This window comes from Mesorhizobium sp. M0894, assembly GCF_040319725.1.
GTDB lineage: Bacteria > Pseudomonadota > Alphaproteobacteria > Rhizobiales > Rhizobiaceae > Mesorhizobium.
In genome coordinates this window covers 38,948-53,582 of sequence record NZ_JAMYOG010000008.1, presented here as the reverse complement: position 1 = coordinate 53,582, position 14,635 = coordinate 38,948, and the positions used below count along the sequence as shown (strand labels likewise).

The following is a 14,635-nucleotide window of genomic DNA, read 5'->3' as shown; positions in this document are numbered from 1 at the left end:
CTCCCGTTTGCATCAAAGTCGCTTTGCGACTTCCTCGAGCTGTTCGGCGCACTGGCCCCAGCCCTCGTGAAAACCCATTTTCTCGTGCTGTTCGCGGTCGGCGACCGACCAATGCGCAACCCGGGCGACGTAGCGGGTCTTGCCCGTGCCCTCGTCCTCGAGTGTCACAATGCCGGTCATGAACGGTTTGGCGGAAGGCTCCCACGCCTTGGTATAGGCATCGGTGAAGACGAGCTTCCTGCCCGGCACGACTTCGAGGAAGACGCCGGGGTTCGCAAACTCGTTGCCGTCGGGACCGGCCATGACGACCAGGCTGGTGCCGCCGGCGCGAACGTCCATCTCAGCGCGCGGCGTCATCCACGGCTTCGGCGCAAACCATTGCGTCAACAGCTTCGGCTCGGTCCAGCAGCGATAGACGTTCTCGCGCGGTGCATCGATGATGCGGGCGAGAACCAGTTCGCGGTCGGAGTTGGGGGCGATGTCGAGCTTGGTGGTCATGGTGTTTCCTCACATGTCGGGTTTGGCTTTCGTGTCTAGGACGAACCGACAAGACGCAAGCCGACACGGGTCCGCGAGAAAAAATCCGCGGGACCGGAGATTCGAACGACGGAACCGAGTGGCTTCAGTGGCGCTTGGCTTGGACGAGGTAGGCGTCGATCTCGGTCTCGCCCAGCCACTTGGCCGCTTCCAACCGGTGCAGGCCTTCGACGAGGATGTGGCGCTTGCCGTCATGGCGCACCTGGATCGGCGTCTTCATGCCGTTTTCCAGAATGTCCTCGGCCAGATGGCGGACGGTCTCGGGATGCAGCGTCTTCTTGCGCGCGGTCGGCACGTAAATGTCGTTGACCCTAACCTTTTGCACTCTCAGCATATCGGCTCCCGTGGCGGACAAGGCCGCGGTTTGTGAGATAGTCTGTTTGTCCGGCAAGGCCAAGGGAGCAGCCCGGCGATGACTGGCCCGATCGTTTCCAATTGACGCTTGGCCGGTGGATGGCCGAAATGGCGGCCTTCGACCTTAGCGGTGTCCATGAACCATCTGCCGACCGAGTTTCCCGATTTCGGACTGACGCCGGAGCAGCGACGCCAGGCGGTGCGCAGCCATTACTGGGAATGGCCGGGTATGGATGGCGGGCGCGGCGAAATCTGGTGCTACAGCGACCGTTTTTCCTACCGCCCCGGCGAGATGGTGGCGCTGCATGTCAGCTCGACGGCCGCCAGTTTCGGCATCGCGATCGTCCGCGACGGCGGTAGGGAAACGACGATATTCGAAAGGACCGGGATCGCGGCGCGCTGGCAGGATACGCCTGATCAGTGTTCGGTCGAGGGCTGCGACTGGGAAGCATCGTTCGAATTTTGCATCGGCGACGACTGGCCGTCCGGCGCCTATCGCGTCACGCTTGAAGCCGACGCTCGCGACGGCAAGCCGATCCGCTACCACCATCTTTTCATCGTCGCGCCGCAGCCCGGCAAGAAGCTTGGTCGCGTGCTGCAGGTCGCGGCCACCGGCACCTGGCTCGCCTACAACACATGGGGCGGTTCCAACCATTACGAAGGCATCACCGGGCCAGGCCGCGACCAGTATGCACGAATAGTGTCGACGCAGCGGCCTTGGTGCCGCGGCTTCGTCGTGCTGCCCAGGGACGCGCCGCGCGTGCCGCTCGAAGTCGCCGTGCCGCCGAAAACCGTGCCGCGCTATCCGCATATGGAATGGGCGTTTGCCACCGGCCATTCGAAGAAATACGCCTCGTCCGGCTGGGCAAGCTATGACAGCCATTTCTTCCGCTTCGCCGAGCGTGCCGGCTACGCCGTCGATCTTGCCAGCCAGCACGATCTGCATTTTTCGCCCGACATTCTCGACGGCTACGACTGCGTCGTCTTCGTCGGCCACGACGAATACTGGACCTGGGAGATGCGCGATGCGGTCGACACCTATGTCGAGCGCGGCGGCCATGCGGCGCGCTTCGCCGGCAATTTCATGTGGCAGACCAGGCTGGAGGACGAAGGCCGCCGGCAGGTCTGCTACAAATACCGCGCTCGCGCAGAGGACCCGGCCTATCGCGGCGGCGATATAAGGCGCGCCACCAATTCCTGGGAAGCGCCGGAAATCGGCCGGCCGGGGGCGGCGACCTTCGGCCTCAACGCGACAAGAGGCGTCTATGCGGGCTGGGGCGGCTGCGCGCCGCGCGGCGTACGCGGCTTTCCGGTCTACCGGCCTGAGCATTGGGCGTTTGCCGGCACCGGCATCTACTATGGCGACCTGCTCGGCGCCGACAGCCATGTCTATGGCTACGAGGTCGACGGGCTCGATTTCGAGATCCGCGGCGGCCTACCCTACCCCACGCCCGACAGCGGCGCACCGGACGGCCTGCAGGTGCTCGCGGTCGGCATGGCTGCCCAGGTCGAGGAAAGCGCCGACATTCCGTTCGAGGACCAGTTCCTCGGCGACGAGGACGGTCGCTTCACCGCCGAAACGCTGTTCGGCGAGGCAAGCGACGCCAATCTCGACAAGGTCAAACGCGGCAACGGCATGATCGTCAATTTCCCGCGCGGCAAGGGCGAGGTGTTTCACGCAGGAAGCTGCGAATGGGTCGCCGGCCTGCTAAGGCAGGACGCGATGGTCGAGCGCGTCACCAGAAATGTCCTCGACCGCTATCTTGGAAAGCCATGACATGCTGAAGCCCCCTGTCCCGGAAGCCCGCGAAGCCTCGCATCTGTTTTATCTGTCCAGCCTGCGTCGGCCGCTGATCGACCGCGCCGAAGGCATCTACATGTGGACGCAGGATGGCCGCCGCTTCATCGACGGATCGAGCGGGCCGATGGTCGCCAATATCGGCCACTCCAACCGCAACGTGCTCGACGCGATGAAACGGCAGATGGACCGCGCCACCTTCGCCTACCGCCTGCATTTCGAGAACGAACCGGCCGAGGAGCTCGCGCGGCAACTGGCGGCCAAACTCCCCGAGGGCCTGGACCGCATCTTTTTCGTCTCCGGCGGCTCGGAGGCAACGGAATCCTGCGTCAAGCTGGCGCGGCAATGGGCGGTCGCCACCGGCCAGCCCAGCCGCTGGAAGGTGATCACGCGTTTTCCGTCCTATCATGGCGGCACGCTGGGTGCGCTCGCCGTCACCGGCGACGATGCGCTGGCCGAAACATTTGCGCCGATGATGCAAGTGATGCCGACCGTGCCGGCGCCCATCGCCTGGCGCGACCGCGACAATCTTTCGATGGAACAGCGCGGCATCCGCTATGCCGACATGCTGGAGGAGAAGATTCTCGCCGAGGGGCCGGACAGCGTGCTCGCCTTCATCATGGAGCCGGTCGGCGGCGCTGCCACGGCAGCACTGGTGGCGCCGGACAGCTACTATCCGCGCATCCGCGAGATCTGCGATCGCTACGGCATCCTGCTCATCCATGACGAGGTGATGAGCGGCGCCGGTCGCACCGGAAAATTCCTCGGCGGCGACCACTGGAACTGCAAGCCCGACATCGTTGCGCTGTCGAAGGGGCTGGGCTCGGGCTACGCGCCGCTCGGCGCGCTGGCGGCACCGATGCGGCTGGTGCAGCCATTGCTCGCATCGGGCGGCTTCCAGCATGGCCATACCTATGCCGGCAACCCGCTCGCCTGCGCCGCCGGGCTCGCCGTGCTCGGCGAGATGGACCGTCTCGGCCTGATCGCCAATGCGGCCGATATGGGCAAGCTTTTGATGGACGAGCTGAAGGGATTGGCGAAGCGGTTTCCGTTCATCGCCGACGTCCGCGGCAAGGGCCTGCTCACAGGTGCCGAAATGGTCGCCGACCCAGATACGCTGAGGCCGATCGAGCCGGCAAAGAAGGCCACCCAGCGGCTGCTCGACCTCGCCTATGAGCGCGGACTGATCATCTACGGACGCAAGGTCAAGGGCGGCGTCGACGGCGACAATTTCATGGTCGCGCCGCCGATGATCGTCACCGCCGCGCAGATCGGCGAGATCGTAGCCATCATCGGCGACTCGCTCGAAGTGCTGGCCGGTGAACTCGACCTGCCGGTCGAAGGCTGAGGGGCGAACCATGGCGCCGCGAAAAATCATTATCACCTGCGCCGTCACCGGGTCGGTGCACACACCATCGATGTCGCCGCATCTGCCGGTGACGCCGGACCAGATCGCCGCCGACGCGATCGCCGCCGCCGAAGCCGGTGCCTCGATCCTGCATCTTCACGCCCGCGACCCCAAGGATGGAAGGCCGACCGCCGACCCCGAGGTGTTCATGCAGTTCCTGCCGCGCATCAAGCAGGCGACCGACGCAGTGATCAACATCACCACCGGTGGCTCCTCGCTGATGACGCTCGACCAGCGGTTGGCCGCCCCGCTCAGGGCGGAGCCGGAAATGTGCTCGCTCAACATGGGCTCGATGAATTTCGCGCTGTTCCCCATGCTCGAGCGGCCGCGGGAGTGGCAGCACGAATGGGAGCCGAAGCTGCTCGAGGCGACCCGCGACACGATCTTCAAGAACACCTTTGCCGACATGGAGACGGTGCTTGAGAAGCTTGGGCGTGGTTGCGGCACGCGCTTTGAATTCGAGTGCTACGATGTCGGCCACCTCTACTCGCTGGCGCATTTCCGCGACCGCGGGCTGGTGTCGGGACCGCTGTTCATCCAGTTCGTGTTCGGCATCCTCGGTGGCATCGGCGCCGATCCCGAAAACCTGATCCACATGAAGCGCATCGCCGACAAACTGTTCGGCGACAGCTACCAGTTTTCGGTGCTGGCCGCCGGACGCCATCAGATGCCGATGATCTCGATTGCGGCGGCGATGGGCGGCAATGTCCGCGTCGGGCTGGAGGACAGCCTCTACGACGGGCGCCAACTGGCCAAGTCCAATGCCGACCAGGTCCGCCGTATCCGCAGCGTGCTCGACGGGCTGTCGCTGGACGTCGCGACGCCGGCCGAGGCGCGGCAGATGCTGGCGCTCAAGGGCGGCGACCGTGTGGCGTTCTGATGGTTGCGCTCCGGCACACCCCCCTCTGGCCTGTGGGCCATCTCCCCCTCAAGGGGAGAGATCGGCAGCTTCGATCTCGCTGCTCACCCTGCAACGTTGGTGAATGGCGAAACCCGGCGCGACATCCAATCTCCCCCCTTGAGGGGGAGATGTCCGGCAGGACAGAGGGGGGTGCCTGGGCGCCCTGCCTGCCGTGAGTACGCCATCCACAAACGTGCTTATCCGCCCCGGCCGGGTGGAGGACGTCGAAACCGTCCACGCCGCACTCCTACGGCTCGGCGCGCATGTCGGCGCACATCAGGAGATCACCTCGACAACTGCGGATCTCCGCACCTATGGCTTTGGCGAAAAGCCTGCCTTCTCGACCTTGATCGCCGAAGTCGGCGGCGAATTTGCCGGGCTTTGCCTGCATTTTCCGATCTTCTCGACATGGATGGGACGACCCGGCGTGTATGTGCAGGACCTCTACGTCGAGGACCGGTTTCGCGGCCGCAGGATCGGCGAGCGCCTGCTGCGCCGGGTGGCGGCGCAGTGCCGGAAGGCAGGCGGCGTCTATCTCAGGCTGTCCGTCGATACCGACAACGAGACCGCCAAGGCTTTTTACGAACAGTTGGGCATTGCCTGGTCGAGCTACGAGCAGGTGCAGAAGATCGTCGGCGACGCCTTTTTCGCCTTCGCCGATGCACCGGAGGAGCCAACATGAAAGCCTTCTATGCCGAAGAACAGAAGCGCCACGACCCGAAGGCGTTCCTCTCAAGCGGCGCGCCGCAGCCCAATCCGGAAAAGCCGGAACGGGTCGAGCGATTGCTAGCCGGCGCAAAGGCTGCCGGCTGCACGATCGAACGGCCGCGGGATCACGGGCTCGGCCCGATTGCGGCGGTGCATACGCCCGAATATCTCGATTTCCTCCAGCATATCTTCGCGCGCTGGCAGCGCATCGAGGGTGCCTCTGCCGAGGTCATTCCCAACATCCATCCGATCGCGCGGCACGGCTCCTATCCTGCCTCGGCAGTCGGCCAGGCCGGCTACCACATGGCCGACACCGCCTGCCCGATCTCCGGCGAGACGTGGCAGAGCGCACTGTGGAGCGCCTGGAGCGCGGTTGAAGCAGCCGAGGCGGTGATGTCGGGCGTGCCTTCAGCCTATGCGCTCTGCCGTCCGCCCGGCCATCACGCCTTTGCCGAGGTCGCCGGCGGCTTCTGCTTCATCAACAATTCGGCGGTCGCCGCACGGGTTCTGCGCAAGCAAGCGGCGCGGGTGGCGATCCTCGACGTCGACCTGCATCACGGCAATGGCACGCAGGGCATCTTCTATGCCCGGCCGGACGTGCTCACCGTGTCGCTGCATGCCGACCCGGTGCGCTTCTATCCGTTTTTCTGGGGCCATGCCGACGAGCGCGGCGAAGGCGCCGGCCTCGGCTACAATCTCAACCTGCCGCTGCCGCGCAAATCCGGCGACGCCGCATTCCTCGAAGCACTGGACGTGGCTTTCCAGCGTATCCGCGCCTTTGCGCCAGAAGCGCTGGTGGTGGCGCTCGGCCTCGACGCCTTCGAGGGCGATCCGTTCGGTGGGCTGTCGGTGAGCACGCCCGGTTTCTCGCGCATTGGCGAGGCCATCGCCGGTCTCGGCCTATCGACAGTCATCGTCCAGGAAGGCGGCTATCTCTGCGACGAGCTCGGCGACAATCTCACCGCCTTCCTCACCGGTTTTGGCGGCGCCCACAAGCGATGATCGGCCCGCGAGGCGCGCTCAGGATCGTTCCTGCCTCAGCATGGCGACAACGCGGTGCACACTCTCCAGCGTCTCGTCGATCTCGGCTGAAGTGTTGTAATGAGCGATGCCTATGCGCACGACGCCCTGGTCGGCCGGAATGCCGAGCTGGTGCACAATCTCCCAGGCGTAGTTGTGGCCGGACCATAGGAAGATGTTTTCCGCATTCATCTGCCGCACGATCGCCTCCGGCACGATGCCTTGGACGGTGAAGGACACCGTCGGCACGCGCTCATTGATCCGCTTCGGATCGGTGATGCCGTGGATGGTCAGGCCGGCAATATCCGACAGACCGTCGATCAGCCGTTGCGCCAGCGGGTTCTCGTAAGCGATCGACAATTCGAAGGCCTTGGTTATTTTCTGGCGGCGCGATGCTTGATCGCCGGCCGCCCCGCCCAGCTCGGCAAGATAATCGACCGCCGCCGACAGGCCGGCCATCAATTCAATTTGCGGCGTGCCGAGCTCGAAGCGCTCCGGCAAGGCATTGGACGAGCAACGGCATTTGTACGGCTTCAGCGCATCGACGACGTCCAGCCTGCCCCACAAAATTCCCATATGTGGGCCGAAGAACTTGTAGGCCGAGCAGATCAGGAAATCACAGCCGAGATTTTGGACGTCGATCAGGCCATGCGGGGCGAACTGCACGGCATCGACGTAGACCAACGCACCGGCCTGCCTGGCAGTGCGGGTCAACGCCTTCACCCGGTTGATCGACCCGGTGAGATTGCTGGCGTAGTTGAGCGCAACGAGCCGCGTCCTCTCGGAAAGCAACGCGGCAAGCGCCGCCTCCTCGATTTGCCAGCTCTGCTGGTCGAAAGGCAGCCAGCGCACGACAAGGCCAAGGTCTTCAGCCAGTTGCAGCCAGGGCGAGACGTTGCCCTCATGGTCCATGCGGGTGAGGATGATCTCGTCGCCGGGCTTCATCGTACGGCCAAGCGTTCGCGACATGTGGTAGGTCAGCGTCGTCATGTTGGCGCCGATGATAATTTCCTGCTGACTTGCCGCGCCAAGGAAATCCGCCATCGCCAGATGGGCCTCGTCGACGATGTCTTGTGCCGCGATGGTGGTCTCGAAGAAGCCGCCGAGATTGGCATTGGTGGTCAGCAGGCAGCGTGACACCGCGTCCGCCACCGCCTGCGGCACCTGCGTGCCGGCAGGATTGTCGAGATAGATGCGCCTGCGGCCATTGTCGCTCAGCGACAAAGCCGGAAATTTTGCGCGCACCGCGTCGATCCGGAAGTCCATGGCTGTTCCCCTCCCCTTATGATCATCGGACGATCACGTCTCGACGCCTCACGGGCACGGATTGCCGACGCGCTGGTGGATCGCATCGACGGCTTTCTGCATGTCCTCGGTCCAGACCACGTTGGCGGAAGAGAGCGCCATTTCGAGTTGCGAAATGGTGGTGGCACCGATGATGTTCGAGGTGACCAAGGGCCGGTTCGAGACATAGGCATTGGCAAACAGGGCCGGCTCCATGCCGAAGGTGCGCGCCAACCGGTTGTATTCGAGCTGCACTTCGGCAGCATTCGGCGTCTCGTAGCGCTGGCCGCGGTTGAACAACTGCGAGCGCGAGCCCTGCGGCCGCGCGCCATGATCGTATTTGCCGGTCAAATAGCCTTGCGCCAGCGGCGAATAGGCAAGCAGCGACACCTGCTCGCGCTCGCAGACTTCGGCAAGGTTCACCTCGAAGGTGCGGTTGACGAAATTATAGGCGTTCTGCAACGAGACGACGCGCGGGCCGAGGCCCTTGTCGGCTTCGGCAATGAAACGCATGACGCCCCAGGAATTCTCGTTCGACAGGCCGAAGTGGCGGATCTTGCCGGCCTTCACCAGCTCGTCGAACACACCAAGCGTCTCGGCGATCGGCGTCTCGCCCTCCGGCACGCCGGCGGCATCGGAGCGTCGCGGCACGGCGCCGATGCGGTTCGGATTGGCGCCCCACGGTACGTCGCGTTCCGGCCAATGGATCTGGTAGAGATCGATGTAATCGGTGTTGAGCCTGGCGAGTGACTTATCAATAGCGTCGAAGATGTCGGCGCGCACCAGCTTCGACGGGCGGTCGCCGCGAAACCAGGTGTTGGCGGTGCGGCCCACCACTTTCGAGGCGATGATCACCTGGCCGCGATTGCGCTTCTCCTTCATCCAGTTGCCGATGATTGTCTCGGTGCGGCCCTGCGTCTCGGCCTTGGGCGGGATCGGATAGAGTTCGGCGGTGTCGATGAAATTGACGCCGCGCGCAAACGCCAAATCCATCTGAGCGTGACCGTCCGCCTCGGTGTTCTGCTGGCCCCAGGTCATCGAGCCGAGGCAGATCTGCGACACGAAAAGATCGGTCTGGCCGAGGCGGCGTTTGTGCATGGAGGTTCTCCGGCGGGAATTTTGCGCGGCTGCGCGAGGAGGAAGCAATAGCATACAGGAAAGCGCCGGCCGCTTCCAAGCCCGCCGCCGGCAGGCCAGGCGACTTTCCCAGGATGCCGGCGAACGGGGTTTATCCCCACGGCCAATAAAAAGCCGGACTGCATGTGCATGCAGTCCGGAAGTTCGCCAGGAACGGCGAGGAAAAACCGGCCAAATGCCGGCACTGACGCATACGGTCGAAGTGCCGCAGAAGTTTCGCCGGACCAGCCGAATTATGTCAAAAAAGATCGGGGCAGCATGGCTGCCATGCGAATGCTGCACTGCACAATCGTCATGATCCGCCTATATTGAAGGCCGTGGAGGTTTCAATAGAGGGGCTTGAATCATGGGATTCTTCACTGAAATGTTCGCCCGTCCGCGTCCGCGGGAACAGCTGCGCTATCGCGCGGCACTGGCGCTACTCCATTCGATGAGCAATGCCGATCGCGCCGATATCGGCGTCAAGCCGGCCGATTTCCCACGCATCGCCCGGGAAATGTCCTTGCGCTAAACAGTGCACCGCGAGATATCCCGGCGCGGCCGGGATATCTCCTGAGCGAATCTCAACGCAATCCGAGGAAGATCGACTTGCCCAATGGCACGCCGTTGTGGCGCAGGATGTCATAGGCAGTGGTCAGGTGGAAATAGAAATTGGGCATGGCGGCATGCAACAGATACTGCATTCCTGGCATCGAAACCTCGCGTCCCGCAAGCCTCAGTTCGACCATCCTGTCATCTGAACCATCGAATTCGGCCGCCGAAAATGTCGCGAGATGAGCCAATGTCTTGCTAAGGCGGGCCTGCAGATCGGCGAAGCTCGCCTCATTGTCCTCGTATTTTGGCACCTCACGCCCGGCCAGCCGCGACGGCGCGCCCTTGGCGTGATCGGTGGCAATCTGTACCTGCCTGGTCAGGGCGAACATGTCCGGCGCCAGCCTCGCCGTGAGATACACCTGCGGATCGATCTTCCGGTCAGCCGCATTTTGCTCGGCAATGCTCAGGACGTTGGCCAGTGCCTTCAGCCTCGCCGAAAATACCGGCACGGATGCTTCATACATTGATATGGTCACAAGAAATCTCCACGCGGCCCGACTGCCGACGGCGAGAGGTAGCGCTTTCGCACGCGATTGTTCAAGCGTCACCACGTCGCCGCAATCGATATGATAGGATTTTTCATCGAGTGGAGGTTCCCGATGAGACGCGCCCTTTTCGCAACGGCCGCTTTTATCTCTCTTGCCGGCCAATCGGCGCTCGCCGCAGACGCGCCTTATATCGACGACAGGTCGAATGCCGAAGCGGTCATCCGGTCGCTTTATAGTGCCATCAGCCGGCACGAATTCGCGCGCGCCTGGGACTATTTCGGCGACACCAAGCCGGCCAAGGATTTCAACTCCTTCGTCAAAGGCTATGACGGCACCGACACGGTCGACGTAAAAACCGGTGGTGTGTCCGAAGACGGTGCTGCCGGCAGTATCTACTACAGCGTTCCGGTCGCCATCCGGGCGACAGCCAAGGACGGCAGCGAAAATGTCTTTGCCGGCTGCTATACGCTGCGCCAGATCAACGCCTCGATCCAGGAACCGCCATTTCGCTCGATCTTCATCGACAAGGGTGCGCTGAAACCGTCAAAGGCCGATTTCGAGGATGCCGTGCCGGCAAGCTGCGGCGAAGGACCGCCGCCGCCGAAGAAGGACGCAGCGCTTGAGCAGGCCAACAGAGCGTTTGCCACGACTTATGGCGACCAGTGCGACAAGGATCTTTTGGCGCAGGAGCCGGACATTTTCTCGATCCACTATAAGGACAAGGATGCGGCTGCCAGTGATCCCGAAAGGGAAACGCGGCTTTTCCACTTCTCCTGCTCGGCCGCGGCCTATAACGAAAGCTCTATTTATTACATGAGCGACGACGTGCTCGGCGTCAGGCAATTGCAGTTCGCCGAACCCGAAATGGACATTCGCTACGAAAACAACGACAGCGAAGGCAAATTGCTGGGCATGACCATAGTTGGCTTCCAGACCTCCGGCTGGGCAACCAATTCCGATTACGACGAAGAGACCAAGACGATCGCTACGTTCAACAAATGGCGTGGCATCGGCGATGCCTCTTCATCGGGGACATATCTGTTTCGCAACGGCGATTTTTCCCTGGTCCAGTACGACGTCGACGCGTCTTACGACGGCGAGGAAAATCCGCAGACGGTCGTCGACTACAACACCGCGCCCTAGGGGGCCTTCGATAACATCCAGTTGAGTGTACCCCGCCAGTCGGTCATGCGGATTGGCGTGCCATGCGTGCCAGTTTCAAAACGGACGAAGCGGGTCGGATAGGTTCTCGATTTGGCTAGGATCGATCGGAAGAAGCCTTCCTGTTTCTCGATTGGAAACACCGGGTCCTTGCTACCCTGGCCGAAGAAGACCGGCACACGACGCTTGAATGCGGGGCTTGAGAAGAAACTCTCATCCCACAGCGAGCCGAGCAGCAGCAGCCCGTCGATGCGCCCGCCGGTGTCCTTGCGATCGGCCAGCTTCCAGCATAACGAACCGCCCATCGAGCCACAGGCGACGAAGATTTTTGCGCCCGGCGACTGCTCGGCATAGTGGCCGATCAGCGCAGCGATCTGGGCGGCACCGGTGTCGCCGAAGTCGGAAAAATCCGGCGACAGATAGAGGCCGCCATTGCCGGCCATCAGGTTCTTGATGCGGTTGAAATTGCCGCCGAAGGTGATGTCGTCGGTGCCCTGCTTACGGCTGCCGCCCTGCCCGTGCAGGTAAAGCACGATGATGCTGGCGCCCCCGACTTTGCCGACGGCAATGTGGCGGACATCTCCAGCGTCGGTCTTCAGCAACAGATCCTGCTGCACCTTGCGCACGCCGGTATCGGTGTATTGCGCGTGCACACGACGCTCAGGCACTTCGTCACGGGCGTTGATGTCGCGCAACTCACGATAGTCGATGACCGTATAGGCGCCGTTGTTTTCGGATGAGAGCGTCGCCGGATAGGCGAACAGATCATCCTTGAAGGGTTTGAGTTCGAGAGCGTTGGCGTAGGCGGCACAAGAGAGCGACAAAAGAATCGCGATCAGCAGGGCCGGGAGGCCAGAGGGGGGCAAGCGGAACCGGAAGCAAGAACGAAAGGCCATCCCGCAGCCATGCGTTTTTCGGCTTCGGTTTGTCAATCCTGCAGCACGCCGCCGGCGCTTTCCAGCGCCTCGCGCGTGTCGACATCGACGGCCGCCCCTTCGCCGATCTCGACATCGATGACGTCGAGCCCTTCGGCCTCGACCAGATGACGGGCACCGGTATCGCCTTCGAGGTGAGCGATGGCGGCGAACAGCGAGCGCGGCAGCAGCACCGGGTTGCCGCGCCGGCCATTATGAGAGGCGCGCACCACCGATCGCCCTTCGGACTTGCGGAACGCCTCGATCAGCCTGTCGATGTCGGCCGAGGCGACGCCCGGCATATCGCCGAGGACGATCAGGGCGCCGGCGGCGTCGCCAGAAACCTTGGCGATGCCTGCCTTCAGCGACGAAGACAGACCCTCGGCGAAATCCGGATTGTCGGCGAAGGTCACATCCATGCCCGACAGTGCGCTGCGCACGCGCTCGCGCTCGTGGCCGGTGACGACGATGGTGGCCGCGGCTTTCGAACCGACCGCGCGTTCGGCGGTGCGGCGGACCAGGGGCTTGCCGTCGAACAGCGCCAAAAGCTTGTTCGGCCCGCTCATGCGGCTGGAGCGGCCGGCCGCCAGAAGCACCGTCTCGACCCTTGGTTCTGCTTTGGCCGGCAGCGGCTCGCGCGGCTGCGGCCGCGTCGGAATTTCCATCAGCAGCCCGCCAACGCCCATGCCGGCAATATCCCTGGCGGTCACGTCGAGACCAGCAATCAGCCGGTCGAGCACCCAGTCGAAGCCGTTCTCCTTGGGGCTACGGGCGCAACCGGGCGCACCGATGATGCGCTTGCCGCCTAGATTGCCGAGCACCAGCAGATTGCCAGGATCGACCGGCATGCCGGCGCGAATGACGGTGCCGCTTGCCCTTTCGATGGCGGCGGGCACGACGTCGCCGAAATCGGCCATCGCCGAGGCGCCGAAGATCACCACCATATCGTTGTCGCGGATCAGCGAGGCGGCAGCCTCGGCGACGGGGCTGACCTCATGCGGGGTTCGACGCTCCGTCGTCAGCCGGCTGCCCGAACGCGCCAGGCGCACTTCGGTGACGCGCAGCGTCTTGTCGAGCACGCTCGGCTTGATGCCGGGCAGCACCGTCTGGATGACGCCGACGCGCACCGGCTGATAGGCGTTGACCGCAAAAATCTCGCCCTCGGCGCAGATCCTTGCCACCGCATCGACCAAAGCGAAGGCGACCGCAAACGGAATGATTTTCACCGTCGCAACCATCTGACCTTTTTCGACCGGCGCATGCTGCGCCAGCGTGGCGATGGTAATCGTCGGATCGACGGCATTGATGGCGTCGATCATCGCCGCGTCGACGGTGAATATGCCGGCAGCCTGCGCGTGGAGGTTGACCCTGCCGGTCGCAGCGGGCTTCGCCTCAATGTTGCGATGGATCATATATGCGGCGAGCTTTTCGGCCGCGGCATCCTCGCTGAGATCATCGGGCGCCAACACCGCCGCGACGACCTCGGAAATCCCGGAGGCCTTCAACAGGGACACATCCTCGGCGCTTAGCCTGTGCGCCTTGCGGAAGCGGCGCTCTCCGGCTGTGGTGGCGTGCGCCAGCACTGCCCCTTCGGCCGCATCGATCGGAACGGGACCAAATTTCACGCGACCGCGCCTTTGGATTCGAGGCCGCGAGAGCGAAAGGCGTGGATCGCTTGCGCCAACACCGCGACGGCGATCTCGGCCGGGCTGGCAGCCCCAATGTCGAGGCCGATCGGTGCATGAATGCGGGCGATCTGGTCGGCGGTCGCGCCCAAGGCCAGCAAGCGTTCGACGCGTTTCGCATGGGTCTTGCGACTGCCAAGCGCCCCGACATAGAAGCAGTTGGCGTCGAGCGCCGCCTTCAGCGCGAAATCGTCGATCTTCGGATCATGAGTGAGGGCAGCCAGCGCGGTATAGCCGTCGAGCGGCTGACGCTTCAGGACATCCTCCGGCCATTCGGCATGCAGCGCGATGTCGGGAAAGCGGTCGGACGTGGCAAACGCCGTGCGCGGATCGATGATCTCGACGGGATAGCCGGCGATCCTGGCCATCGGTGCAAGCGCCTGGCTGATGTGGACGGCGCCGATCACCACCAGGCGTGGCTGCGGCAGATGTGCGTTGAGGAAGAAGGCCCGTCCCTCAGCTTCGACCGACCCGGAATTGCCGGTGCGGAATGCCTTGGCGATGGCTGCCCCGAGTTCGCCGGCAACCTGGTCGCCCTCGCGCACGATACGGTCCCGGCCGTCACCAAGATCGGTTACCAAAATCGCCGCGCGGCGGGCACGACGTTCGGCGTTGAGTGTCTTCAGCGCGTAAGGATCCATCGACA

The 14,635-nt window shown here is 63.5% G+C and carries 15 protein-coding genes; 7 read left to right on the top strand and 8 right to left on the bottom strand.

Annotated elements, in window-relative coordinates:
• Positions 1-12 precede the first annotated feature (12 nt).
• Both NKH91_RS17070 and NKH91_RS17065 read right to left on the bottom strand, forming a co-directional pair.
• Complete coding sequence (locus NKH91_RS17070) at positions 13-498, bottom strand: SRPBCC family protein (RefSeq protein ID WP_352845023.1); 486 nt, start codon at positions 496-498, stop codon at positions 13-15.
• Positions 499-622: 124 nt separating this feature from the next.
• A complete protein-coding gene (locus NKH91_RS17065; RefSeq protein WP_352481155.1) occupies positions 623-871 on the bottom strand; it encodes a ParB N-terminal domain-containing protein in 249 nt (82 codons plus the stop codon).
• A 156-nt stretch (positions 872-1,027) separates the two neighbouring features.
• On the opposite strand from NKH91_RS17065, the gene NKH91_RS17060 reads away from it, so the two are divergent.
• The 5 genes from NKH91_RS17060 (at position 1,028) to NKH91_RS17040 (ending at position 6,708) form a co-directional block, all read left to right on the top strand.
• Positions 1,028-2,668, top strand: a complete 1,641-nt coding sequence (locus NKH91_RS17060) for a N,N-dimethylformamidase beta subunit family domain-containing protein (protein ID WP_352845024.1) — start codon at positions 1,028-1,030, stop codon at positions 2,666-2,668.
• Position 2,669: 1 nt separating this feature from the next.
• Positions 2,670-4,037: an aminotransferase family protein gene (locus tag NKH91_RS17055; protein ID WP_023717416.1), complete on the top strand. Its 1,368-nt coding sequence runs from the start codon at positions 2,670-2,672 to the stop codon at positions 4,035-4,037.
• Positions 4,038-4,047: 10 nt separating this feature from the next.
• Positions 4,048-4,977, top strand: a complete 930-nt coding sequence (kce, locus tag NKH91_RS17050) for a 3,5-dioxohexanoate:acetyl-CoA acetone transferase (protein WP_023717415.1) — start codon at positions 4,048-4,050, stop codon at positions 4,975-4,977.
• A 193-nt stretch (positions 4,978-5,170) separates the two neighbouring features.
• Positions 5,171-5,680 (top strand): GNAT family N-acetyltransferase, encoded by a 510-nt coding sequence (locus NKH91_RS17045; RefSeq protein WP_352845025.1) that lies wholly within the window; start codon positions 5,171-5,173, stop codon positions 5,678-5,680.
• On the top strand, positions 5,677-6,708 hold the full coding sequence (locus NKH91_RS17040; RefSeq protein WP_023717413.1) for a histone deacetylase family protein: 1,032 nt from the start codon (positions 5,677-5,679) through the stop codon (positions 6,706-6,708). The genes NKH91_RS17045 and NKH91_RS17040 overlap by 4 nt, the downstream gene beginning before the upstream one ends.
• Before the next feature lie 18 nt (positions 6,709-6,726).
• On the opposite strand, the gene NKH91_RS17035 is transcribed toward NKH91_RS17040, so the two are convergent.
• Positions 6,727-7,992 carry a cysteine desulfurase-like protein gene (locus NKH91_RS17035; protein ID WP_352845027.1) on the bottom strand — a complete coding sequence of 422 codons (1,266 nt, stop codon included), beginning with the start codon at positions 7,990-7,992 and terminating at the stop codon, positions 6,727-6,729.
• A 48-nt stretch (positions 7,993-8,040) separates the two neighbouring features.
• The gene (locus tag NKH91_RS17030; RefSeq protein ID WP_023717412.1) at positions 8,041-9,108 is read right to left on the bottom strand and encodes an aldo/keto reductase; all 1,068 of its coding nucleotides are present in this window, start codon (positions 9,106-9,108) and stop codon (positions 8,041-8,043) included.
• Between the two features lie 385 nt (positions 9,109-9,493).
• Here NKH91_RS17030 and NKH91_RS17025 point away from each other — a divergent pair, with 385 nt between their 5' ends.
• Positions 9,494-9,658, top strand: coding sequence for a hypothetical protein (locus NKH91_RS17025; protein WP_023674744.1), 165 nt, complete (start codon positions 9,494-9,496; stop codon positions 9,656-9,658).
• A gap of 52 nt (positions 9,659-9,710) precedes the next feature.
• Here NKH91_RS17025 and NKH91_RS17020 read toward each other — a convergent pair whose 3' ends face one another.
• Positions 9,711-10,217: a DUF1993 domain-containing protein gene (locus tag NKH91_RS17020; RefSeq protein ID WP_023717410.1), complete on the bottom strand. Its 507-nt coding sequence runs from the start codon at positions 10,215-10,217 to the stop codon at positions 9,711-9,713.
• A 123-nt stretch (positions 10,218-10,340) separates the two neighbouring features.
• Between NKH91_RS17020 and NKH91_RS17015 the strand changes: the two genes are divergently transcribed.
• Positions 10,341-11,372: a DUF1176 domain-containing protein gene (locus tag NKH91_RS17015; RefSeq protein ID WP_023717409.1), complete on the top strand. Its 1,032-nt coding sequence runs from the start codon at positions 10,341-10,343 to the stop codon at positions 11,370-11,372.
• Here the strand turns inward: NKH91_RS17015 and NKH91_RS17010 are convergent.
• From NKH91_RS17010 to NKH91_RS17000, 3 genes are read right to left on the bottom strand one after another with little or no spacing between them, the layout of a single operon-like run.
• Complete coding sequence (locus tag NKH91_RS17010; protein ID WP_352855843.1) at positions 11,369-12,286, bottom strand: alpha/beta hydrolase; 918 nt, start codon at positions 12,284-12,286, stop codon at positions 11,369-11,371. The genes NKH91_RS17015 and NKH91_RS17010 overlap by 4 nt on opposite strands.
• A gap of 32 nt (positions 12,287-12,318) precedes the next feature.
• On the bottom strand, positions 12,319-13,929 hold the full coding sequence (locus tag NKH91_RS17005; RefSeq protein ID WP_352845028.1) for an NTP transferase domain-containing protein: 1,611 nt from the start codon (positions 13,927-13,929) through the stop codon (positions 12,319-12,321).
• Positions 13,926-14,630 (bottom strand): XdhC family protein, encoded by a 705-nt coding sequence (locus NKH91_RS17000; RefSeq protein ID WP_352481162.1) that lies wholly within the window; start codon positions 14,628-14,630, stop codon positions 13,926-13,928. Before NKH91_RS17000 ends, NKH91_RS17005 begins: the two co-directional genes overlap by 4 nt.
• Positions 14,631-14,635: the final 5 nt, after the last annotated feature.